Origin of the sequence: Ruegeria sp. HKCCE4148 (assembly GCF_017872495.1) — a bacterium.
In the GTDB taxonomy this organism is placed as follows: domain Bacteria; phylum Pseudomonadota; class Alphaproteobacteria; order Rhodobacterales; family Rhodobacteraceae; genus Ruegeria.
Genome location: NZ_JAEDOS010000003.1, coordinates 665,885 through 686,128 on the forward strand (window position 1 = coordinate 665,885; position 20,244 = coordinate 686,128).

At 55.9% G+C, this 20,244-nt stretch carries 23 protein-coding genes and 1 tRNA gene; 10 read left to right on the forward strand and 14 right to left on the reverse strand.

Going from position 1 to position 20,244, the window contains the following annotated elements:
• Positions 1-3: 3 nt before the first annotated feature.
• The 4 genes from gluQRS to I9187_RS13135 all read right to left on the reverse strand — a co-directional run bounded on the left by gluQRS (position 4) and on the right by I9187_RS13135 (position 3,915).
• Complete coding sequence (gene gluQRS / locus I9187_RS13120) at positions 4-885, reverse strand: tRNA glutamyl-Q(34) synthetase GluQRS (RefSeq protein WP_171173941.1); 882 nt, start codon at positions 883-885, stop codon at positions 4-6.
• A complete protein-coding gene (locus I9187_RS13125; RefSeq protein WP_171173943.1) occupies positions 882-1,496 on the reverse strand; it encodes a methyltransferase domain-containing protein in 615 nt (204 codons plus the stop codon). The genes gluQRS and I9187_RS13125 overlap by 4 nt, the downstream gene beginning before the upstream one ends.
• Before the next feature lie 37 nt (positions 1,497-1,533).
• On the reverse strand, positions 1,534-2,874 hold the full coding sequence (gene trmFO, locus I9187_RS13130) for a methylenetetrahydrofolate--tRNA-(uracil(54)-C(5))-methyltransferase (FADH(2)-oxidizing) TrmFO (RefSeq protein WP_171173945.1): 1,341 nt from the start codon (positions 2,872-2,874) through the stop codon (positions 1,534-1,536).
• 255 nt (positions 2,875-3,129) lie between these two features.
• Positions 3,130-3,915: an enoyl-CoA hydratase gene (locus I9187_RS13135; protein ID WP_171173947.1), complete on the reverse strand. Its 786-nt coding sequence runs from the start codon at positions 3,913-3,915 to the stop codon at positions 3,130-3,132.
• A gap of 58 nt (positions 3,916-3,973) precedes the next feature.
• Here I9187_RS13135 and I9187_RS13140 point away from each other — a divergent pair, with 58 nt between their 5' ends.
• Positions 3,974-4,417, forward strand: a complete 444-nt coding sequence (locus tag I9187_RS13140) for a PaaI family thioesterase (RefSeq protein ID WP_171173949.1) — start codon at positions 3,974-3,976, stop codon at positions 4,415-4,417.
• Between the two features lie 61 nt (positions 4,418-4,478).
• Here the strand turns inward: I9187_RS13140 and I9187_RS13145 are convergent, their stop codons facing one another.
• Positions 4,479-4,706, reverse strand: coding sequence for a DUF1127 domain-containing protein (locus I9187_RS13145; protein WP_171173951.1), 228 nt, complete (start codon positions 4,704-4,706; stop codon positions 4,479-4,481).
• 99 nt (positions 4,707-4,805) lie between these two features.
• Between I9187_RS13145 and I9187_RS13150 the strand changes: the two genes are divergently transcribed.
• The 3 genes from I9187_RS13150 to rpsI all read left to right on the forward strand — a co-directional run bounded on the left by I9187_RS13150 (position 4,806) and on the right by rpsI (position 7,322).
• Positions 4,806-6,209 carry a PLP-dependent aminotransferase family protein gene (locus I9187_RS13150; RefSeq protein WP_171173953.1) on the forward strand — a complete coding sequence of 468 codons (1,404 nt, stop codon included), beginning with the start codon at positions 4,806-4,808 and terminating at the stop codon, positions 6,207-6,209.
• 162 nt (positions 6,210-6,371) lie between these two features.
• Positions 6,372-6,830 (forward strand): 50S ribosomal protein L13, encoded by a 459-nt coding sequence (gene rplM, locus I9187_RS13155; protein WP_170354147.1) that lies wholly within the window; start codon positions 6,372-6,374, stop codon positions 6,828-6,830.
• Positions 6,831-6,836: 6 nt separating this feature from the next.
• Positions 6,837-7,322, forward strand: a complete 486-nt coding sequence (rpsI, locus tag I9187_RS13160) for a 30S ribosomal protein S9 (RefSeq protein WP_171090107.1) — start codon at positions 6,837-6,839, stop codon at positions 7,320-7,322.
• 66 nt (positions 7,323-7,388) lie between these two features.
• Here rpsI and I9187_RS13165 read toward each other — a convergent pair whose 3' ends face one another.
• The 9 genes from I9187_RS13165 to I9187_RS13205 all read right to left on the reverse strand — a co-directional run bounded on the left by I9187_RS13165 (position 7,389) and on the right by I9187_RS13205 (position 16,132).
• Complete coding sequence (locus I9187_RS13165) at positions 7,389-8,549, reverse strand: ABC transporter substrate-binding protein (protein WP_171173955.1); 1,161 nt, start codon at positions 8,547-8,549, stop codon at positions 7,389-7,391.
• Positions 8,550-8,574: 25 nt separating this feature from the next.
• Positions 8,575-10,461 (reverse strand): long-chain fatty acid--CoA ligase, encoded by a 1,887-nt coding sequence (locus I9187_RS13170; protein ID WP_171173957.1) that lies wholly within the window; start codon positions 10,459-10,461, stop codon positions 8,575-8,577.
• Positions 10,462-10,466: 5 nt separating this feature from the next.
• Complete coding sequence (locus I9187_RS13175; protein WP_171173959.1) at positions 10,467-11,240, reverse strand: ABC transporter ATP-binding protein; 774 nt, start codon at positions 11,238-11,240, stop codon at positions 10,467-10,469.
• Positions 11,237-12,001, reverse strand: coding sequence for an ABC transporter ATP-binding protein (locus I9187_RS13180; RefSeq protein WP_171173961.1), 765 nt, complete (start codon positions 11,999-12,001; stop codon positions 11,237-11,239). Before I9187_RS13180 ends, I9187_RS13175 begins: the two co-directional genes overlap by 4 nt.
• Positions 11,998-13,095: a branched-chain amino acid ABC transporter permease gene (locus tag I9187_RS13185; RefSeq protein WP_209509273.1), complete on the reverse strand. Its 1,098-nt coding sequence runs from the start codon at positions 13,093-13,095 to the stop codon at positions 11,998-12,000. Before I9187_RS13185 ends, I9187_RS13180 begins: the two co-directional genes overlap by 4 nt.
• Positions 13,096-13,098: 3 nt before the next feature.
• A complete protein-coding gene (locus tag I9187_RS13190; RefSeq protein WP_209509272.1) occupies positions 13,099-13,974 on the reverse strand; it encodes a branched-chain amino acid ABC transporter permease in 876 nt (291 codons plus the stop codon).
• Positions 13,975-14,047: 73 nt separating this feature from the next.
• Positions 14,048-15,076, reverse strand: a complete 1,029-nt coding sequence (locus tag I9187_RS13195; protein WP_171237594.1) for a zinc-binding dehydrogenase — start codon at positions 15,074-15,076, stop codon at positions 14,048-14,050.
• A gap of 195 nt (positions 15,077-15,271) precedes the next feature.
• Positions 15,272-15,796, reverse strand: a complete 525-nt coding sequence (locus I9187_RS13200) for a hypothetical protein (RefSeq protein ID WP_171173969.1) — start codon at positions 15,794-15,796, stop codon at positions 15,272-15,274.
• A 246-nt stretch (positions 15,797-16,042) separates the two neighbouring features.
• Positions 16,043-16,132, reverse strand: a tRNA-Ser gene (locus I9187_RS13205).
• 123 nt (positions 16,133-16,255) lie between these two features.
• Here I9187_RS13205 and I9187_RS13210 point away from each other — a divergent pair.
• From I9187_RS13210 to I9187_RS13235, 6 genes are all read left to right on the forward strand, one after another.
• Positions 16,256-17,098 (forward strand): DUF2059 domain-containing protein, encoded by an 843-nt coding sequence (locus I9187_RS13210; RefSeq protein WP_171173971.1) that lies wholly within the window; start codon positions 16,256-16,258, stop codon positions 17,096-17,098.
• Positions 17,098-17,898 carry a DUF2059 domain-containing protein gene (locus I9187_RS13215; RefSeq protein WP_209940217.1) on the forward strand — a complete coding sequence of 267 codons (801 nt, stop codon included), beginning with the start codon at positions 17,098-17,100 and terminating at the stop codon, positions 17,896-17,898. The genes I9187_RS13210 and I9187_RS13215 overlap by 1 nt, the downstream gene beginning before the upstream one ends.
• 210 nt (positions 17,899-18,108) lie before the next feature.
• Entirely contained in the window at positions 18,109-18,723 is a 615-nt protein-coding gene (locus tag I9187_RS13220; RefSeq protein ID WP_171173975.1) for a 50S ribosomal protein L21, read from the forward strand.
• 11 nt (positions 18,724-18,734) lie between these two features.
• Entirely contained in the window at positions 18,735-19,004 is a 270-nt protein-coding gene (rpmA, locus tag I9187_RS13225; RefSeq protein WP_039535512.1) for a 50S ribosomal protein L27, read from the forward strand.
• 96 nt (positions 19,005-19,100) lie between these two features.
• Positions 19,101-19,709: a LysE family translocator gene (locus I9187_RS13230; RefSeq protein ID WP_171173977.1), complete on the forward strand. Its 609-nt coding sequence runs from the start codon at positions 19,101-19,103 to the stop codon at positions 19,707-19,709.
• Entirely contained in the window at positions 19,706-20,242 is a 537-nt protein-coding gene (locus I9187_RS13235; RefSeq protein ID WP_171090081.1) for a GNAT family N-acetyltransferase, read from the forward strand. The genes I9187_RS13230 and I9187_RS13235 overlap by 4 nt, the downstream gene beginning before the upstream one ends.
• The last annotated feature ends 2 nt before the right edge of the window (positions 20,243-20,244 follow it).

The window sequence follows — 20,244 nt, forward strand, 5'->3', positions numbered from 1 at the left end:
GGATCAAAGCCCGACCATACGCCGAATGTCAGCGGGGCTGGCGCCTTCAGCGCGATATTTTGCGATCGCACGCGCATCGTCGCGCTTGGCCAATCGTTTGCCTGCATCATCACGGATCAGATCGTGGTGAAAATACTCGGGCGTTGGTAAATCCAATAGAACCTGAAGCAGAACATGGATGCGGGTCGCTTCGAACAGATCCCGACCCCGAACAACACGCGTGATTCCTTGCGCCGCGTCGTCCAGGACAACGGACAGATGGTAAGACGTGCCCATGTCGCGGCGGGAGAGAACAACATCTCCGACGGTTGTTTCCATCTCATCCGGAGTGAAGGTGATTACACCTGTTTCCCCGTCGGGGCCGGAACCGAGTTCAGTGAACTGAAGTCTGGACCTCTCCTGAATCGCTTGACAAGCCTTGGAAATGTCCAGCCGTACAGCTTCGTGTTTTGGGCGAAGGTGTTGGGTTAAATCTTTGCTTGCATTGGATTTACGACAGGTCCCGGGATAGATTATTCCGTCAGGCCCGTGCAGCGGTGCGCCTTCCTGCGGAGCGCTGGCTGCAGCGGCAATATCTTTGCGGTTGCAGGTGCAGGGATACAGAAAGCCCCGCGCCCAGAGTTGATCCAGGGCGGCATCGTAAACCGCCATGCGATCCGATTGGCGCATAACAGGACGTGGCCAATTCAGGCCCAGCCAGGTCAGATCATCATATATCTGATCCTCCCAATGCCGTCGCGAACGGGATTGGTCGATATCCTCGATCCGCAGCAGGAACTGACCACTTTCAGCTTTGGCCATGTCGTTGGCCATCAATGCAGAATAAGCGTGGCCCAGATGAAGTGGCCCGGTTGGAGATGGCGCAAAGCGCGTCAGGAAAGTCACGCTTTTTCTATTATATACACGTCAGCGTTAAGGTTGATTCCGGGTAGATGCGGCCCATGTTCACGAAATAGCAAACGTGCGGCCCCCATGTCGACCCAATCCGTAACGCGGCAGGTGAAAGTGTGATCTGCCAGCGCGTGATCATTCAAAGAAAACGCAAACAGCCCTCCTTTGGGTAAAGCATGCATCAAAGCGTCGATTGTCTCTGCCGGGGCAGCGCCCTTACCGATGACACCGATGGCTGTGACAATCGAATATGCACCACGTTTGAGCGGAGCTGGCTTGGTGATATCGAAGCCGGTCAGCTTTCTGTACACACCCTTAGCATTTGCCTCTTCCAGCATTTTGGGAGTGGGATCCATGCCATCGATAGTCTCGAACCCGACTGAGCGCAAAGCCTGACCGGACATTCCGGTTCCACATCCAAAGTCCAGCACCGGGGTTTCAGGGTGGGGGTGGGCAGACCACAACGCCGCCGCCACGCGACCTGGCGTGACATATCCATGATCTTCGACCTCTTTATCATAGGTCGCCGCCCAGTTCTTGTAGTGCGATTCTGTTTCTTGTGGTGTGTCGAGGTTGTAGGTGCTGTCTAGGAACTTGTCGGTCATACCTGCATGCTAGGCCGAGACCGTATTGTGCGTCCAGTCAGCAATGCTCCAACCAGGTGCTCCATTCCAACTTGGCGCGGTCTGTATAGGCTTTGTACCGGTCCTTCCGGCCTCGCCGCCCACCTTTCAGACCATCCACCGGACGGAATAGACCAAAATTCACATTCATCGGCTGAAAGGTCTTGGCCTCGGCCCCGCCGGTAATGTGATGAATCAAAGCGCCCATTGCGCTGTCCTGCGGCACGTCCGGCAGATCACGCCCAAGTATCTCTGCAGCTGCCAGACGCCCTGCCAGCAAACCCATTGCGGCGCTTTCGACATAGCCCTCGACGCCCGTGATCTGCCCGGCGAACCGGATATTCGGCTTGGATTTCAGTCGCATCTGCGCGTCAAGCAACGTGGGTGAGTTGATGAATGTGTTGCGGTGAATGCCGCCCAAGCGAGCAAAGCTGGCGCTTTCCAGGCCGGGGATCATTCGGAACACCTCGGTCTGGGCACCGTATTTCATCTTGGTTTGGAAACCCACGATGTTGAACAACGTGCCCAGTGCATTGTCGCGGCGCAGCTGCACCACGGCATGAGGTTTGACGTCCGGTGCATGTGAATTGGTCAGGCCGACCGGTTTCATAGGACCATGGCGCAAGGTTTCGCGCCCGCGTTCTGCCATGACCTCGATGGGCAGGCAGCCGTCAAAGTAACCGGCTGTTTCGCCCTCGTGGAACTCGGTCTTGTCAGCAGCCAGAAGTGCGTCGATGAACGCCTCGTACTGATCACGGTCCATCGGGCAGTTCAGATAGGCTGTGCGCTCTTCTTCTGTTTCGCCTTTGTCGTACCGCGACTGCATCCAGGCCTTCGACATGTCGATGCTCTCGGCATAAACGATGGGCGCAATGGCATCAAAGAAGGCCAGCGCCTCGGCACCAGTTTCCGAGCGGATCGCTTCGCCCAGTGCTGGCGAGGTCAAGGGCCCTGTTGCAAAAATCCATTGGCCGTCATCGGGTAGGGTGGTCACTTCTTCATCCGTGACCGAAACGCGTGGGTGGGCGCGGAGTTTTGCGGTGACGCTTTCGGCAAAAGGGTCACGATCCACCGCAAGCGCCCCTCCTGCGGGCAGGCGATGGGCGTCGGCCGTTGTCATGATCAGCCCGTTGGCAGCCCGCATTTCCCAATGCAGCAGGCCCACAGCATTCTGTTCGTCATCATCTGACCGGAACGAGTTCGAGCAGACCATTTCAGCCAGATTGCCGGTTTGATGGGCAAAGGTACCAACGGTTGGGCGCATTTCGTGAATCACCACGTCAACGCCCATTTCCGCCGCTTGCCACGCCGCCTCGGATCCGGCCATGCCGCCGCCTACAATGTGCAAAACTTGTGTCATGCGCTGCCACATAGGACAGACCACAATCGGGCGCAACTCAGCCAGCGCCAGTTTCGCTAATTTTAAAGGGGGGTCTTGGGGTCGCCGGTGCGGGAATGTCAGCGCTGGTGAGAGAGACCAGCTGGAGGGACCTTCCGCCCACGGCGACCCAAAAGTGTCCTGAGGCCTCAGCCTCGACCCAGCTTTGCCACAGAGTCGCCGTTTTGAAAAGTGCAAAAATCAAAACAGTGGCAAAAAATGTGCAAAACAATTGCCTCATTGGGTCCAATTGGGGGGGCGCTTTTCAATAAAGGCGGAAATGCCTTCTTCTGTGTCCCGGTGCAACATATTCTGCGCCATTACCTCTCCGGTATAGGTGTAGGCCTGATCCAGGGGCATCTGAAGTTGTTGATAAAACGCCTCTTTTCCGATTTTCACGGCAACGCCAAGCTTTGAGGCTACAAGCTCAGCCAATGCATTGGCTTCATGGTCCAGCTGCGATTCCGAAACGACGCGGTTGATCAGCCCAAGTTCTGCGGCCCTTTCGGCTGAAATGAACGCGCCTGTCGTCAGCATCTCAAAAGCTTGCTTTCTAGGAATATTGCGGCTGAGCGCCACCATTGGTGTCGAGCAGAACAACCCGATATTGACCCCGTTCACGCCAAAGCGCGTACCCTCGGCTGCAACAGCCATGTCGCAGGTCGCAACCAGCTGACACCCGGCGGCGGTGGCAATGCCATGGACCTGAGCGATAACGGGTTGAGGAAGCGACTGGATTGACATCATCATCCGGGCGCAGCGCGCAAACAAATCCTGGAAATAGGCTTTGCCCCCATCTTCGGACTGACGTCCGGCTGTCATTTGCTTCAGATCGTGCCCGGCACAAAAAGCCTTTCCAGCGCCTGATAAGATCACTGCGCGGATGGACCTGTCATCGCGCAAAGCGTCAAGTTCATCCTGAAGCGCAGCCAGCATCTCTTCGCTCAGCGCGTTCAACCGCTCGGGCGCGTTCATTGTAAGCCGTGCCACCGCGCCAGTGTCGTTACGTTCCAGAATTGCCATCTTGCCCTCCGATCCCAAGTTGGGCCAACTCTAGGTCGGGAAGAGCAGGAGGGAAAGTATGGCTTTGGCAATGAACAGGGATGAACTGTCGCAATACCTAAAAGAGGTGTTTCCTCAGGTTCATGAGGATTTTGTTGTCGAAGAACTGGCCGAAGAAAACATTACCATGCGCCTTGTGGTCCAGGACCGGCACCTGCGCCCCGGGGGCACAGTGTCTGGCCCGTCCATGTTTGGTCTGGCGGATGTCAGTGTGTACGCTATGGTTTTGGCGCGAAAAGGGCGGCAATCCCTGGCGGTGACGACCAGCAGTTCGCTGGATTTTCTTCGCAAACCCGCAGGTGGCGCCGATCTGATTGCGACTTGCCGATTGCTTAAGTTAGGTCGAACATTGGCCGTCGGCGATGTTTTGATCTATTCCGAAGGCATGGACGAGCCGGTTGCGCGGGCCAGCATGACGTATTCCATTCCACCGGCAGGCTCGGCCGCGGCGCGGTTCGGCTAAAAAAGGCCGGGGACTGGCCCCGGCCCAGGAAGAGGTCCCAATAATTGGGACTGGGGATGATTCAGATCTGCCAGAAGTAGCGTTTTACTTCACGGTCCGCCTGCGTGCGGGTCAGGCCAACATCTTTCAACAGCCGATCATCCAGATTGCCCAGATTGACGCGACTGCGACGGCGGCGTTCCCATTGAGTGACCGCAGCCGCAAACCGCACGGCCAGCACAGCGATCAGCGGCAGCCGAGGGCTGGCGTTCAGCAGTATAAGGGCGGGGTTGTGCATTGTGCGTGTCATCTCAGAGTTCCTTTCAAATTGTATTGACACAAAGCAGTGATATTCGGTACAAGATGTTGATACATTCAATATTGTGTCAAAATCAAAGGAAGAATTGTAATGGATACAATTTGGCCGGAAGAGTTGCCGAAAGCCAAGGGGCCAAAGTATACTTTGGTTGCTGACACAATACGAAAAGCAATTGAGAGCAAAGCGTTAGACATCGGATCTAAGCTGCCGCCGGTGCGCGAACTGGCGTATCGATTGCAGATCACACCGGGTACTGTTGCACGGGCCTATACGATTTTGACGGATGAAGGCTTGTTACAAGCAGAGGTCGGACGTGGTACATTTGTAGCCCCTCCGAAATCCCCGATTCTGGATGATGTCTGGTCACGTCAGTTGCATTTGGCCGAAGCACAGAATGCCAATCACGTCAGCCTGTTCAGTCCAAGATTGGCGGATATGGGGCAGGTGTCGTTGATACGGGAGTGTTTGCAGAAAGTTGCGCAGTCCGATCCCGCATTATTTATGAACTATCCAACCCGCGATGCCTATAAGCCAATGCGCCAGGCGGTGGTCGAGTGGCTGTCGGATTTACCGCTGGGTCCGCTGACGGATGACGACATTGTACTGACTCATGGGGGGCAGAACGGATTGTGTCTTGTGTTTCAAAGCATCCTTCAAGGTCCCAAGCCGGTCGTTTTGGTCGAAGACCTGTCTTACGCCGGCTTTCGACGTGCGGGTGAATTGATGCGGGCTGAGGTGGTTGGCATTCGGATGGATAAATGGGGTATCGACCCCACCGCGATGGAACATGTTTTGCGGCAGACACCCGCGCAGGCGATTTGCGTTTCACCCGAGGTGCAGAACCCGACCGCGCTGCACACTCCGCTCGAGCGTCGCAAAGAGGTAGTTGAAGTCGCGCGAAAATTCGATTTGCAGATCGTTGAAGATGATTGTTACCGAATGGGTGAGGCTAAAGAGCCCAGCTATCGTGCCTTGGCGCCCGAGCGGGGCTGGCATGTATCGTCGATCTCAAAAGTGCTGACGCCATCACTGCGCGTCGGGTTTGCCATTGCCCCGAAAGAGCGAAGTGTGGATCTGAGACGCTCGGCAGAGTACGGGTATTTTGGGCTGGCGCAGCCGTTGGCAGAGCTCACCCGATTGCTTTTGTCTGATCCCCGTACGCGGCAGATCGCCAAAGATGTCAGAACCCGAATGGGCGAATATGTACGCGTTACGGTGAACGCGTTGGGTGGTTTTGACCTCACGTGGGCACCAGACGTACCGTTTGTCTGGCTAAACCTGCCATCTGGGTGGCGGGCAGCGGCCTTCAGCCGGGCGGCAGAGCGTGAAGGAATACAATTGCGTTCGGCGGACGAATTCGCTTTGCGCGATGGCCGTGCACCAAATGCGGTTCGCATTGCAATGAACGGGCATGTCTCGTTGCAACGGTTCGAGGACGCAATGCTTCGGCTGCGTGCGTTACTGGACAATCCACCCGAGCAAATCAGCGTTTAGATTGGGGTAAAATAATACCTATTTTGCAAGACATTGTTTTTACTTGTGAAAAAATGATTTACTGCGCTTGACGTGCGCACGGCCACCCCATAGAACCCCACCATCGAATTCGGGCCGCTCTGTCTTGGGGCGGTCTTTCACATCAAACAGGACTATCCTGCCATGAAAACCTTTTCTGCAACACCTGCAGACATCGACAAGAAGTGGATCCTGATCGACGCCGAGGGCGTTGTTCTGGGCCGTCTTGCCTCGATCGTCGCCATGCGCCTGCGTGGCAAGCACAAAGCGTCGTTCACCCCGAACATGGACATGGGCGACAATGTCATCGTGATCAACGCTGACAAAATCCAGATGACCGGCAAGAAGCGCGAAGAAAACTTCTACTGGCACACTGGCCACCCGGGCGGCATCAAGTCGCGCACCAAACAGCAGATCCTTGAGGGTGCACACCCCGAGCGCGTCGTGACCCAAGCGGTCAAGCGCATGCTGCCGGGCAACCGTCTGGCGCGCAAGCAGATGACCAACCTGCGCGTTTATGCTGGTGCCGAGCACCCGCACGAAGCCCAGGCCCCTGAAGTTCTGGACGTTAAGTCCATGAACAAGAAAAACACCCGGAGCTAATGACCGATGGCTGATCAGATCAATACTCTCGAAGAGCTGAGCGCCGTCGCAGGCGTTGAAACCGTGGCCGAAGAAGTCATCGTGCGTGAACCCGTACGTGACGAGCTGGGCCGCTCCTACGCCACCGGTAAGCGTAAAGACGCTGTTGCGCGCGTTTGGATCAAGCCGGGTTCCGGCAAGGTCACCGTAAACGGCAAAGACCAGGACAAGTATTTTGCGCGTCCGGTTCTGCAGCTGATCCTGCGCCAGCCGTTCCAGGTTGCTGGTGTTGAAGGTGAATTCGACGTTGTCGCAACCGTCAAAGGCGGGGGCCTGACCGGTCAGGCGGGTGCGGTCAAGCACGGCATCTCGAAAGCGCTGCAACTGTACGATCCGAACCTGCGTGGCGCTCTGAAAGCCGCAGGCTTCCTGACCCGCGACAGCCGCGTTGTGGAACGTAAGAAATTCGGTAAGCGCAAAGCCCGCCGTTCGTTCCAGTTCTCGAAGCGTTAATCGCCGGGACAATCCAAAAGAAAGGGCTCGCATCTGCGAGCCCTTTTTCGTTGCATTTACTGCGACTTATTCTTCGTAGACGAGCTTCCACGCGCCGTTTTCAACAACATTGACGAACACGGTATCCGCGCCTTGATGATCATCCGGCCCATAGGTGATGTGGTTGCCGACCAGATCGTCCTGATAGTCCAGCGATTCCATGGCCTCGATGAAACTGTCATGGGTCAGATCAGGACCTGCGGCCTCCAGCGCTTTGACCATCATCTCGGCGGCGGAATAGCCCAGCATTGCAAACCCAACCGGATCTTCACCCGTGGCGGCCTTGTACTCTTCGATGAACGCGGCGGGGGCGGGCTCATCGGCGCGGGCCCACAGATCCTGCCACGAGGCGGCGGCATAGAAGCCGTCGGTCACGCCTCCGGGAACCTGCGCCACGACTGTCAGGAAGCTGGCCGAGGTGCCCAGGAATTTCATATCCGTCAGGCCCATCTTCTTGGCAGTACCCACCACAGTGATCGCCTGACGAACGCCCAGCGCCATCGTGACAATGTCACAACCTTCTTCCTTGAGTTTACTGAGCGAACCCACGAAATCGGTCTCATCTGGTTTATGAGTGGTCTCGGATCCAAATGTGATCCCGGCCTCTTCAGCCCCGGCCTGGCTGCCCTCAAGAATTTCTTCGCCGAAATCGGTAGGCAGGTACATCGTGCAAACGGTTTGTGATCCAAATTCACCTGCGAGGTATTTCACGCCAATGCGGGCTTGATCATAGTAAGTCGAGAATGAGGTGAACTTGTTGCGCATAGGCTCTTGCAACATCTGCCGCGCCGCCGTCAGGGGGGCAACGTTCGGAATTCCCTTTGGATCCAGCAGTTTGAAGCCGGCCATGTTCATCGGTGTGCCCAGTGATTGCAGCATCGCAAACACTTTGTCCCGGTTCAGCAGTTTGTTGTAACCCTGCATTGCACGCGGCATCTGATAGCCATTGTCTTCGACGACAAAGCGGATTTGTCGCCCGTGCACGCCTCCGGCTGCATTGACACGGTCAAACACAACATTTGCGCCTTTGGTGGCCGGAACGCCCACGGCTGCGAAGATACCACTCAGATCGTTGACCGACCCGATCACGATTTCATCGTCGGTTACGCCTTGGGTTTGCGCCAAACCTATGGTCGCCGAGGCGGTCAAGGCCGTGGCGACAGCCAATAGTTTGAATGACTCTCTCATTTCTCTCCTCCCGAAATTCCCTTGTCTAACTGTACATGTCTTCAATCAGATGTCCGTGTTTCTTTTCCACCAAACCCCGTTTCAGCTTCATCGTAGCGGTCAGTTCATCGTCTTCGGCTGTTAAAAGCACGTCGATCAGCCGGAAATCCTTGATCTGTTCGACCCGTGCAAATTGGGTATTCACAGCCGCAACTTCGGCGCCGATCAGATCGCGGATTTCGGGCGCGGCACAGAGTGAGGCGAAATTCGAAAAAGGAATTTTGCGGTCTTGTGCAAATTTCTCGACATTCTCCTGATCAATCATGATCAGAGCCGTAAGGTATTTGCGCCTGTCACCAATCAGGATCGCGTCAGAAATATAATGACTGAACTTCAACCGGCTTTCGATCTCGGCTGGGGTAATGTTCTTACCACCCGCGGTGATGATAATGTCTTTAAGGCGGCCCGTTATGGTGACGTAACCGTTCTTGTCGACATGCCCCATATCCCCCGTGCGCAGCCAGCCGTCAGCGGTAAATGTCTCAGCCGTCTTGGCATTGTTGCGCCAATATCCCTGAAAAATGTTCATGCCTTTCAGCTGGATTTCACCGTCTTCTGAGATACGGATGTCGCAGCCTTCGACGGCTTGGCCGATGGTCCCGATCCTGTTGCTTTCAACGGTGTTGAGCGTGGCCAACCCGGCGGTTTCAGTCATCCCAAAACCTTCGACCAAAGGTACTCCGATGGCCCAGTACCATTTCAGCAAGTCAGTCGAAATCGGCGCAGCTCCGGTGCCGCCACGACGCAGTTGGTCCATGCCCAGCATACGGCGCAGGTTCTTCAGAACCAGTTGATCCCATATCCAGAACTGCACCGCGATACCGATCGGAACGTGTTTCCCTGCCGCCCTGTATTCGGCGCGGCGAGCGCCTGCTTTCAATGCTATCCCAAAGGCCGCGCGCCCCAACGGTGTGGCCTCCTGCGTCAGAATTTGCACATGCGCATAAATCTTTTCCCACACGCGCGGCACAGCCGTGAAGGTCGAGGGCGAGACCTCCTGCAGGTTCGCAAATACGGTTTCCGGGCTTTCCGCGAAATTCACAGTGCAGCGGGCCGCAAGCGGGAAATAGACCGACACGTCCCGTTCCAGAATATGACACAGCGGCAGGAAGCAAAGCTGCTCATCACTGGCAAGAACCGGTAAGGCCCGCGCGCCGGATTCAATGGCAGCAAGGATATTCTCGTGGCTCAGCATCGCGCCCTTGGGCTGTCCTGTGGTGCCAGAGGTATAGACAAGCAGCGCCGTATCCTGCGGTTTCGCCAGCGCGATTTCGGCCTCGAACCGCCCGTGATCGGCTGTTTCTGCCTCTCGGCCAAGCGCGTAAAGGTCGTCGATCATCATGCAGCGTGGGTGCTTGAGGTCGTGCAGACCTTCGTCTTCCAGAATGATCACCTTGATCAGGTCCGGAACTTCGGATTCGATTTCCAGGAACTTGTCCAGATGTTCTTCATCTTCGACAATCAGGAATTTGCTGCCACTGTCATTGATCAGGTATTGCAACTGACTGGCGGAATCGGTGGTGTAAACGCCCGAGGCTATCCCCCCGACGCCCTGAATACCCATGTCGAACCACGCCCATTCCTTGCGATCCTCGGATAGGATCGAGACCACATCGCCCCGTTCCAGCCCCAGTTTCCGTAGCGCCAAACCAATCCATTTGGCGTGTTGCCAGTAATCGGCCCATGAATAGGATCTCCAAATGCCTAGATCTTTTTCCCGATGCGCGGTGCGTTCGCCCAGCTCGGCGCAGCGGTGTTGAAACAGCTCGCTTATGGTGATGCAGCCGTCCACCCGCAGCGGCCTTTGACCTGTTGTTGCGTTAAAGCGCACGCCGTTGATTGTGGTCTGCGGGGGCAGGGGGCTGGCATCCATCCGTCTTACCTCCACGTCTTTTTCCGTTTCCAGCGCCGGTTTTCCCGCGCGCCGTCTTCACGCACACCAAGATAGAAGTTCTGAATGTCCTCGGATTTCAACAAAGCCTCGGCGCTACCGTCCATGACGATGCGTCCAACCTCCATCACATAGCCATGATGGGCCAGATCCAGTGCCGCATGAGCGTTCTGTTCGACCAGCATCATGGTCATCTTCTGTTCTTGGTTGAGGCGCCTGAGGATCTCAAAAATCTCTTGCACCAGCATCGGCGACAGGCCCAGTGATGGCTCATCCAGCAACATGATGCGAGGACGGGCCATCAGCCCACGTCCGATCGCCAACATTTGCTGCTGACCGCCTGACAGTGTGCCAGCCTCTTGCCCGCGTCGATCTTTGAGGACGGGGAAATAGCTAAAGACCAGTTCACGATCCTGCTCGATCTGGTCTTTGTCCTTGCGGGAATAGGCACCAAGGCTGAGGTTTTCATCAACAGTCAGAAGGGGAAAGACCTCGCGCCCTTCGGGGATATGCACGATCCCGCGTTGCACGACCTTATGTGGTTCGGCCCCCTGAATGTCTTGACCATCAAAGGTGATTTGTCCCTTTTCCGGGTCCATCACGCCCGACACGGTTTTCATCAGCGTCGTCTTTCCCGCGCCATTGGCCCCGAGGATCGACACGATCTGCCCCTTGTGCACATCCAATGAAACCCCGCGAATGGCCATGATGGGGCCATAAAAGCTTTCGACATTGCGTATTTTCAGGATCGGCTCGGTCATGAAGCTTTTCCCAGATACGCTTCGATAACAGCCGGGTGGGCCTGCACCTGCGCCGGAGAGCCCAATGCCAGTTCAGCGCCGTCTGCCATGGCCAAAACCCGATCTGACACGCCCGAGACCAGGCCCATGTCATGTTCCACCATCAGCACGGTGATGCCCATCTGACGCCGGATGTCATCGATCCACCACCGCATGTCACTGGTTTCTTCGACCGACAGGCCTGAGGCGGGTTCGTCCAGCAACAGCAGTTTGGGATCAGTTGCCAGTGCGCGCGCGACCTCAACCACTTTTCGCACGCCATAGGGCAGCCCTGCGATCATCTTGTCGCGATAGGCCTGAAGATCGAGGAAATCGATGATCTCTTCGACCTTCTCGCGGTTTTCGATTTCCTGCCGTCGGGCGGACGGAAGGAACAAAAGCTCGGAAAGCAGATTTGTTTGTCGATGCCTATGCCGCCCAACCAGAAGGTTTTGCAGAACGGTTGCGTGCTCGAACAGTTCGATGTTCTGGAACGTCCGTGCCACGCCAAAGGTTGCAACGCCCGAGGGTTTGACACGTAGCAGATCATGGCTGTCGAACCGGATCGACCCGGCGTAGGGCTCGTAGAACCGCGAGATCAGGTTGAATACAGTCGATTTGCCAGCACCGTTGGGGCCGACGATGGCAAAAACCTCGCCCTCCAGCACTTCGAACGATAGGTTATCGACCGCAGTGAGGCCGCCGAACTTCAGGGTTACGTTTTCAAACTCCAGCAGGCTCATCTTAGACGCTCTGTCTTTAGATAAGATTTTTGCCGTTTGAACATGTCCTTGCGGTAGAAGGGGAACAACTCGAACCAAGTGCGGATCTTTAGCCAGCGACCATAAATGCCCATGGGTTCGAACAGGATGAAGGCAATCAGGATCATGCCAAAGATTCCGAATTCCAGGCCTGGAATGGCGACTGTGTTTCCTCCGAACAAGGCTCCGACATATTCTTTAGAGATCGAAAGGAATTGCGGCAGGAACCCGATCACGATCGCACCCAGAAATGCCCCGTGGATCGACCCCAGTCCGCCAATCACGATCATCATCAGCAACTGGATCGAGATCAGAACACTGAAGGTTTCATTGTTGAAGGCACCGGCAAAAAGCCCCATCAAAGCCCCGGCCCAGCCCGTCACAGCACAGGACAAGGCAAATGAGATCATTTTGGTGCGCGCAATGTCGATGCCCATCGCCTGAGCCGAAACCTCTGAGTCACGCACAGCGATAAAACTGCGCCCCAGCGGTGCTCGCAGCAGGTTGATATAGCCCAAGGTGACTAGAACCGTTACGGTTAGAACCAGCCAAAAGAACAGATCCGGCGTACCCCAGCGATCTACCAAATGGCCAAAGATCTCGACCCCGCCGACATACTTGCCTGCGACGCCTCCAGTGATGGGTTCAGACAGAACGATGATGTCATCCATCAGGATCGAAAGGGCCATGGTGAAGATGGCCAGGTAGATACCGTGAAGGCGCAAGGCAGGGATGGCAACTGTCACGCCCGCGATGCCAGTCAGTATTCCTGCCAGTGGGAAAGCGACCAGAAAGGGAACCCCTGCTTCGATCAGTGCAACGTTGGCATAGCAGCCAAAAGCCAGAAAAGCGGCATGTCCCAGACTGACTTGCCCGGTATGGCCGGTCAGGATCATCAGGCCCAGCCCAGCAATGGTCCAGATTAAAACATTTGTCAGTTCACCCAGATAGAATGCGTCCAGCCACCATGGGGCCGCTGCAACGACGGCCAGAAGGATCAGATAAAGACACAGTTGATACCGGTCTTTCCAAGGCCGGATATCCTGCATGTAGTTGGTTTTAAACACGATCCGCATGAGTCAGACCTTTTTAACCCGAACCTGACTGAACAGCCCGTTGGGCCGGAAAATCAGCACGGCCAGCAGCAGAGCATAGGGCGCGACCTGGCTGTAACCCGCGGCAATATAGCGGCTGGCAAAGGGTTCAATCACACCGACGATCAGCCCTCCGGCCAATGCGCCCGGCAGACTGCCAAAGCCGCCAATGACCGCTGCTGCAAAGGCCTTGATGCCCAGCAAACCGGTGGTCGGGTCCACCGCTCCCTTGGCGGCAAACAGGATACCGGCGATCCCGGCAACGATCCCGGCCAGTGCCCAGATAAAGCCCTGAACGCGTTTGACCGGAATGCCCATGTAATAGGCCGCCAATTGGTTTTGCGACGCGCCCTGCATTGCAAGGCCTAGTTTTGTGCGGCTGAAGAAGACATAAAGCGCCCCGGTCAGAAGGATCGTAACAACAATCACCGCCACATCTTCCATCCCCAGAACCAGACCGCCAAAGCGGACCTCTTTACCGGCAAGCGGGTTTTGCAGCGCTTGCGGCTCGTGCCCCCAGATCAACCCCGCAACAAAGCGGATCACGAACCCCAAAGCGATGGTCAGGATGACGACTGCGGTCTGGCTTTCACCGAACAATCGACGGATAATCAGCCGATCCAGCAGATAGCCTAAGGCACCCATAATCCCCAGTGAGATCGGCAGGGCGAGCCAGAAGGGCAGGCCCATATATTCAGTATTCGTCAGGCCGATAGTCACAAAGGCCCCCAGCATCATGAAATCACCCTGCGCGAAATTCACCGCTTCGGTCGCCTTGTAGATCAGAACAAAGCCAAGTGCGATCAGGCCATAGACGCAGCCATTCGCCAGTCCGCTGATCAGCAGCTGTGCGTTATCCAAACTGTCCTCCCTCCAACGAGCAACAGGTGCCGTCAGCCTCACGCAAGTCTTCGGGGTGCGTGGGGTTCTTCTACTATGGCGTGATTATCACCTTTCCGTCACTCTTTTTCAGCGCATTGGCTAAATTTGGCACCAGATCTCTGAGTGTAAGGTGTTCAGAAACATCTGTTTTCCAGCGCCCGTCTGCAAAACGCGCCTGAACCTCGGCCACCACCCGCATCTGATCGGCCGGTGGCGTCGACATCATCCATTGCGTCAGCCAAAAACCTTCGATCCGCTTGCCCATAAAGATCAACTGGCCGGTTTGGGTGAGCGTCGGCGCTTCGGTCGAGAGCTTGCCATAGGTGATCCAACGCGCTCGGTTTGGCATGGCGCAGAATAATTGTTCCGACAGTTGGTCAGTCACGGCGTCAAGGAAAACGCGTGGCTTCATGGACGTGCTCAGTCCGGCAAATTGCTCAACAACATCTGAATCTGTCGTCACCAGGACTTCGGCAGCGCCGAGGCTTTTCAACGTCTCAACGGTCTCCGCGCGCCGCACGAGCGCAATGGGTTTCAGCCCAAGATCACGCCCAAGGCTGCACATCAGTTTTCCAAGCTGGCTGGTTGCGGCAGACACGACAAACGCGTCGCCGTCGGCCTTGGCCATGTCTACCATCGCCATCGCGGTCAGCGGATTGACGATCTGCGCGGCCCCGTCATCGTCCGAGATATCCGGCCTTAACGGAATGCACATTTGCATCTGCGTGACAACATATTCCGCCCAGGCCCCCGATCCGGCAGCAACAAAGGCAACCCGCTGACCTTGCAGGGCTTCGGCACCTTTTCCGGTGGCCACAACATCACCGCATCCTTCGAAACCTGCAGGGGATCCCTTTACGCGAGGTTGGCCGTACTCGCCCTTGATGAAATGCAAGTCGGACGGGTTGACCGATGCGGTTCTCAATCTGATCAGAACCTGACCAGGGCCAGGCTGTGGCACGGGTATCTCTGCGGGTTCCAACCATTCGGCTGCGTCAGATATGGCTGGCCCGCTGGATGTGCCAGAATATCCTTCATGTTTTAATAGAGTGGCAAACATGGTCTGTGGCAGTTCTGTCATTTGGTCATCCTCAACAAATCTGAAGTCGAAATCGCCGTATTAAACACGTACCCTTAACAGGCGTGGCGCGTGCCGAGCTTTGGAATGAGCCAATCAAAAGCCGCTCGGGGCGTCAATTCAATGCCGAAATAACGTGGGGGCACCTAAGATGCGCCCATAGGGTGGGGCCAAACCACAAGGTCGACCCCAAGTATTTTATTGTTGTGTCAACAGGTTGGTCAGTTCCTGGATTTTCTGAGCGATGGTCTCAGGCGACGCTTTGATATCGTTTACGATCTGGATCGCCTGCTTTTTCAGGTCGGCCGCCAGAGTGCTTTCTTCCAGCGAAGCCATGATCCCGTCATAGTCGAAATTGGCTGGGTTTAGCTTGCCTTCCTGAATCCAGGAATTCAGCAACTCCTGCCCTTGATCGGTCAGCGCGGCGACCTGATCGCCCGCCTGTTGCGCAGCTTCTGACGCCTGATCCGCGACCGACGATGCCGCTTCGGCTGCCTGATCGGCCACTGATGCAGCCGCCTCAGAGGCTTGTTCCGTTGCGGTTTTAACGGCCTCTGACACAGCGTCTTGAGCGTCAGAGGCAGCGTCGGTCAAGGCATCGCCAGCTTCCTCTGCGGCTGTTTGCAAACGCTCTGCCGGAGTAGGTTCGGGTTGGTTGAGGTAATAGTAGCCGCCAACGCCGATTACAGCGATGATGACGGCCAAAATAAGAGTGCGCGACATATGAATCTCCTTTGAATTTGTGTCGCCGGGATGCCTGAAGACTAACGCAATGACAAAGGGGAATTCCTTTGAATTCTCAGCAGAATAGAGGTTTGAGCCAGCCTACGCTGATACAAGGCATTGCATACGGCAACATCACGCTGCTTTGGGAAATCGCGCATTGCAATTGCGCAGCCATCCGCTTGCCCCACTAAAAGCCAGAGCAATTCTCTGCACAACTTTTGAATTCAAGGCCAAGCCGGGGAGTGGCGGAGAGACAGGGATTCGAACCCTGGGTGGGCTTGCACCCACAACGGTTTTCGAGACCGCCCCGTTCGACCACTCCGGCACCTCTCCGCGGGGGTCTGTGAGGGGGGGATTTAGTAAGGAACGGGCAGGGGTGCAAGCAGAAAATTCCAGAAATTGTCAAAGCCGGGTTTTTCCGTTGCCTGCGGGCGGAAAACGCCTACTCTAATTGCCATGACACAGCTTGCACATCGCGTAACATCTCTGCTTTTCTTGGCAGCCTTGACGCTTGTTTTGGCGGTCGCGCCCCTGTTTGCGGCCAACCGGGACCGGATCGAGGCGTTTCTGACCACAACCGGATTTGATGTGGCGCTGGAAAGCATCACGCTCAGCTCTCGTTCTGCGCCTGAGATGCTTGGCATTGACCCGGACGGGTTCGGCTCGGATTGGGCACGCCTGACAGATGAAGTATTCGATGTCGATGCCATGCATGAGACAGCTGTTTCCATTCTTGAGGAAACGCTAACCGATAAGGCCTTGGCACATGCGGTTGAATTCTATGCGTCCGATCTGGGGCAGCGTCTGGTTGCGGTCGAAAACGACTCGCACATGAATGAAGACGACGAGGCCAAGCAATTGGAAGGCCAGCAGATCATTTCGGATTTGATCAAGGACGGGTCTCAGAGGGTCGAAAGCTTCAAGCGTATGAATGCGGCGATTGATTCGACCGGCACAGCGCTTCGGGCGTGGCAGGAAATACAGCTGCGCTTCCTTCTGGCCGCCAGCGCATCGGGCGTGATCGAATTGCAGACGGATGCGGAAGGCTTGCGGGAGCTTTTGAAAAGAAATGAACCTGCGATGCGCCAGTCTCTGCAACTCTCCAGCCTTGCAGGCGCGGCTTATACGTACCAGGACTTTTCGGACGAGGATGTCAACGCATATGTCGAAGCGCTGGAACAGCCGTTGATGCAGGAAGTCTATGAGCTTTTGAATGTCATTCAATTCGAGATCATGGCCCGGCGCTTCGAGGTTCTTGCCGCGCGGATGGCTGATCTGCATCCCGCTCAGGATATTTGATGCGGCGTCTTTTGCTTGCTTTGGCCCTTGCCGTTTTAGGATTGCCTGCATCGGCTAACGAAAAGATCGATCGGTTGGCGCAGGCAATGCATTTGGCTGAGGTGATGGAGATTTTGGTGCTTGAAGGACAGGAGCACCGAAAAAATCTCGATGAAACGCTTTTGAACAATGCGGGGGGTGCGTTCTTTGAGGCCCAAGTGCAAGACATCTATGACCCGATCTGGATGCAGGACCATTTGACCGAAGCGTTTGAGACCGGCATGTCGGACACGCAACTTGATCAGGCCATTGTGTTTTTTGAAAGCGACCTTGGTCGGACCATAGTGACGCTTGAAAACTCGGCCCGCCAGGCCATGTCGGATCCCACGATCGAAGAAATGGCCCGTGATGCGTTTGCAGCAACCGAGCGCGCAACAGCTAGGTTTGCTTTGGTTGAGGAATATATCGAAGTGAACCAACTGATTGAAAAGAACGTTCAGGGCTCTTTGACATCGGACTACAACTTTTTTCGCGGGCTTGATGTTGATTCAAGCGCCGACACGCAGGGCCTGTTGGCCGAGCTTTTGTCGCAAAAGGACAGCCGGACCGAAGACACCGAAGCCTGGCTTTATGCGTTTTTGTTGCTGGCCTATCGTCCGTTGGACGAGGCGCAGATGCGTGAGAACATCGCCTTTTCAAGAACGGAAACTGGGCAAGCTCTGAACGACGCGCTTTTTGAGGGCTTTGACCGCATGTTCAACGATATTTCTTACCAATTGGGGCAAGCGGTTGCGCGCACTCTCAGGGCCTCTGAGTTGTGATGCTGCTTTGGTGTTGACTTTCCCGCCTATTCTATGGATAAGCGCGCATCCCGGCCGGTCATCCGCGCCGGGTATCGTTATTATTTGACCCTTAAGATATGTCGAAAGGGTCAGTCACACAGCCCGAGAAGGGCGCGCTGTTCGAGGTGGCTTAAGCCAGCAACACCCGAAAAGGGGACCACAGAACGCGGGTATGAAAAGGAAAGACGCATGTTTGCGGTCCTCAAGACTGGCGGCAAGCAGTACAAGGTTCAGGCGGGCGATGTGCTCCGCGTTGAAAAACTGGCTGCCGACGCAGGTGAAAAAGTTCAATTCAACGATGTTCTGATGCTGGGCGGCGACGCTCCGGTTGTTGGTGCACCTTTCGTTGAAGGCGCGGGCGTACAGGCCGAAGTGATCGAACAGATCAAAGGTGACAAGGTCATCAAATTCGTCAAGCGCCGTCGTAAGCACAGCTCGAAGCGTACCGTTGGCCACCGTCAGAAACTGACACTGGTCAAGATCACCGACATCCTGTCGTCGGGCGCTGACAAGTCGGGCATCAAAGCTGCAACCGGGTCTGCTCCGGCTGGCGAAGCGGCACCTGCTGCAAAGCCTGCCAAGAAAGCAGAAGTCAAAGCAGAGGCACCCGCCGCTGCTGCTGCCGCTGACGATCTGACCAAGCTGAACGGTGTCGGTCCTGCCGCCGCCAAAAAGCTGGTTGAGGCCGGTATCGAGAGCTTTGCCGCTCTGGCCGCCTTGTCGGACGAGCAGATTGCTGCTATCGACACCATCAAAGTGAAACCCGAATGGGTTGAGCAAGCCAAAGAGCTGGCTCAAGGCTAAGGAGAGAGAGAATGGCACATAAAAAAGCTGGCGGTTCCTCCCGTAACGGTCGCGACTCAGCTGGTCGCCGCCTTGGCGTGAAACTGTATGGTGGCCAGGCAGCCATCGCAGGCAACATCATCGTACGTCAGCGCGGCACTAAGTTCTGGCCGGGCGAAGGCGTAGGCATGGGCAAAGATCACACCATCTTTGCAACCACCGATGGCGCCGTGAAGTTCCATAAGGGACTCAAAAACCGCACCTTCATTTCGGTCCTGCCAGTGGCGGAGGCCGCAGAGTAAGCCGAGACCCAGAAGGTTAATAAAAAATTCATGGGGGACCGGCAGAAAATGCCGGTCCCTTTTTCGTTTTAACGCAGTTGTGATCCCAAAAAACCGATGCCCGTCGCAACCACCAGTTTTCTAATCTTCGCCGCCTCACAGGTGGGCACGCCGGGACCGGCCAATATGGTTCTGCTGGGAACAGGTGCGCGCTATGGTTTCCGGGCGGCCCTGCCGTTTGTTGCAGGTGTCGTGCTAGGCAAGCAGTTGATTATCTGGCCGGTGGGTTTTGGTCTCATGCAAATTGCGGAACAAGCGCCCTTTGTGTTTTCCGCGCTGAAATACGCCTCTGCTGGTTATGTGTGCTGGTTGGCCTGGAAGATCGCCAATCTTCGCTTGTCGCGAAATGGAGCAAGTGGTTCGGTGCCGGGTTTTTGGGCCGGACTGATCGTGCATCCGCTGAACCCCAAGGCCTGGGCCATGATCATTGCTGGGTTTACTGGTTTCGTCGCGGCTGGCACGTCCAGTTTGGACGCAACGTTCACGATCGCTCTTTGTTTGTTTATCTGCCAGGTCGTCTTGCACCCGATCTGGACCTTCGCAGGCGATAGAATTGCTCATGCGGTTGAAGGTCGCCCTGCGGAAAAATATCTAATGTGGACGTTGGCCGGGCTTACGGTTGCGTCCGTCCTTTTTGTGTTGTTCGGAGGAGGAACACACCAATGAAGCTTGAAGCAATAATAAATCAGCCGGTCATAGAAACCGAGCGGTTCGATCTGCGCCCGCTGCGCCGTTCGGACATGGGACTGATCGAGCACTACGCGGGGGACGAGCGCGTGGCACGCATGACCACAAGCATCGCGCACCCGCTGGCGCCCGGCTCGACCGAGGCTTTTGTGACGCGTTCGATGGCAGAAGACCGGGACGAAGATGTTTGGGTTATGGATGCAATAAAAGACGGTGGCCCGGAACTGATCGGTCTGATCACACTGAAACGACTGGATCGGAACCAGTCCGAGGTTGGATATTGGGTTGCGCCTATTTATTGGAACACGGGCATTGCATCTTTGGCCGTTGAAGCATTGGTCAATGCCAACCCTCTGCAGAACGCGACCATGTTTGCCAGTGTTTTTCAGGACAATCCCGCCTCGGCTCGGGTGCTGACCCATTGCGGATTCCAGTATCTGGGCGATGCGGAAAGCTATTCGGTGGCGCGTGATGCGAATGTGCCCACCTGGACATACAGTAAAAAACTCTGACT

Coding starts and splice junctions, on each gene's coding strand:
- I9187_RS13230 (WP_171173977.1), top strand. CDS start 19,101: ATGCCCGTCGCAACCACCAGTTTTCTAATCTTCGCCGCCTCACAGGTG.
- I9187_RS13185 (WP_209509273.1), bottom strand. CDS start 13,095: ATGCGGATCGTGTTTAAAACCAACTACATGCAGGATATCCGGCCTTGG.
- I9187_RS13165 (WP_171173955.1), bottom strand. CDS start 8,549: ATGAGAGAGTCATTCAAACTATTGGCTGTCGCCACGGCCTTGACCGCC.
- I9187_RS13125 (WP_171173943.1), bottom strand. CDS start 1,496: ATGACCGACAAGTTCCTAGACAGCACCTACAACCTCGACACACCACAA.
- I9187_RS13175 (WP_171173959.1), bottom strand. CDS start 11,240: ATGACCGAGCCGATCCTGAAAATACGCAATGTCGAAAGCTTTTATGGC.
- I9187_RS13235 (WP_171090081.1), top strand. CDS start 19,706: ATGAAGCTTGAAGCAATAATAAATCAGCCGGTCATAGAAACCGAGCGG.
- rpsI (WP_171090107.1), top strand. CDS start 6,837: ATGGCTGATCAGATCAATACTCTCGAAGAGCTGAGCGCCGTCGCAGGC.
- rpmA (WP_039535512.1), top strand. CDS start 18,735: ATGGCACATAAAAAAGCTGGCGGTTCCTCCCGTAACGGTCGCGACTCA.
- I9187_RS13210 (WP_171173971.1), top strand. CDS start 16,256: ATGACACAGCTTGCACATCGCGTAACATCTCTGCTTTTCTTGGCAGCC.
- I9187_RS13140 (WP_171173949.1), top strand. CDS start 3,974: ATGGCTTTGGCAATGAACAGGGATGAACTGTCGCAATACCTAAAAGAG.
- trmFO (WP_171173945.1), bottom strand. CDS start 2,874: ATGACACAAGTTTTGCACATTGTAGGCGGCGGCATGGCCGGATCCGAG.
- I9187_RS13220 (WP_171173975.1), top strand. CDS start 18,109: ATGTTTGCGGTCCTCAAGACTGGCGGCAAGCAGTACAAGGTTCAGGCG.
- I9187_RS13215 (WP_209940217.1), top strand. CDS start 17,098: ATGCGGCGTCTTTTGCTTGCTTTGGCCCTTGCCGTTTTAGGATTGCCT.
- I9187_RS13170 (WP_171173957.1), bottom strand. CDS start 10,461: ATGGATGCCAGCCCCCTGCCCCCGCAGACCACAATCAACGGCGTGCGC.
- I9187_RS13195 (WP_171237594.1), bottom strand. CDS start 15,076: ATGACAGAACTGCCACAGACCATGTTTGCCACTCTATTAAAACATGAA.
- I9187_RS13135 (WP_171173947.1), bottom strand. CDS start 3,915: ATGGCAATTCTGGAACGTAACGACACTGGCGCGGTGGCACGGCTTACA.
- I9187_RS13200 (WP_171173969.1), bottom strand. CDS start 15,796: ATGTCGCGCACTCTTATTTTGGCCGTCATCATCGCTGTAATCGGCGTT.
- I9187_RS13150 (WP_171173953.1), top strand. CDS start 4,806: ATGGATACAATTTGGCCGGAAGAGTTGCCGAAAGCCAAGGGGCCAAAG.
- rplM (WP_170354147.1), top strand. CDS start 6,372: ATGAAAACCTTTTCTGCAACACCTGCAGACATCGACAAGAAGTGGATC.
- I9187_RS13180 (WP_171173961.1), bottom strand. CDS start 12,001: ATGAGCCTGCTGGAGTTTGAAAACGTAACCCTGAAGTTCGGCGGCCTC.
- I9187_RS13145 (WP_171173951.1), bottom strand. CDS start 4,706: ATGACACGCACAATGCACAACCCCGCCCTTATACTGCTGAACGCCAGC.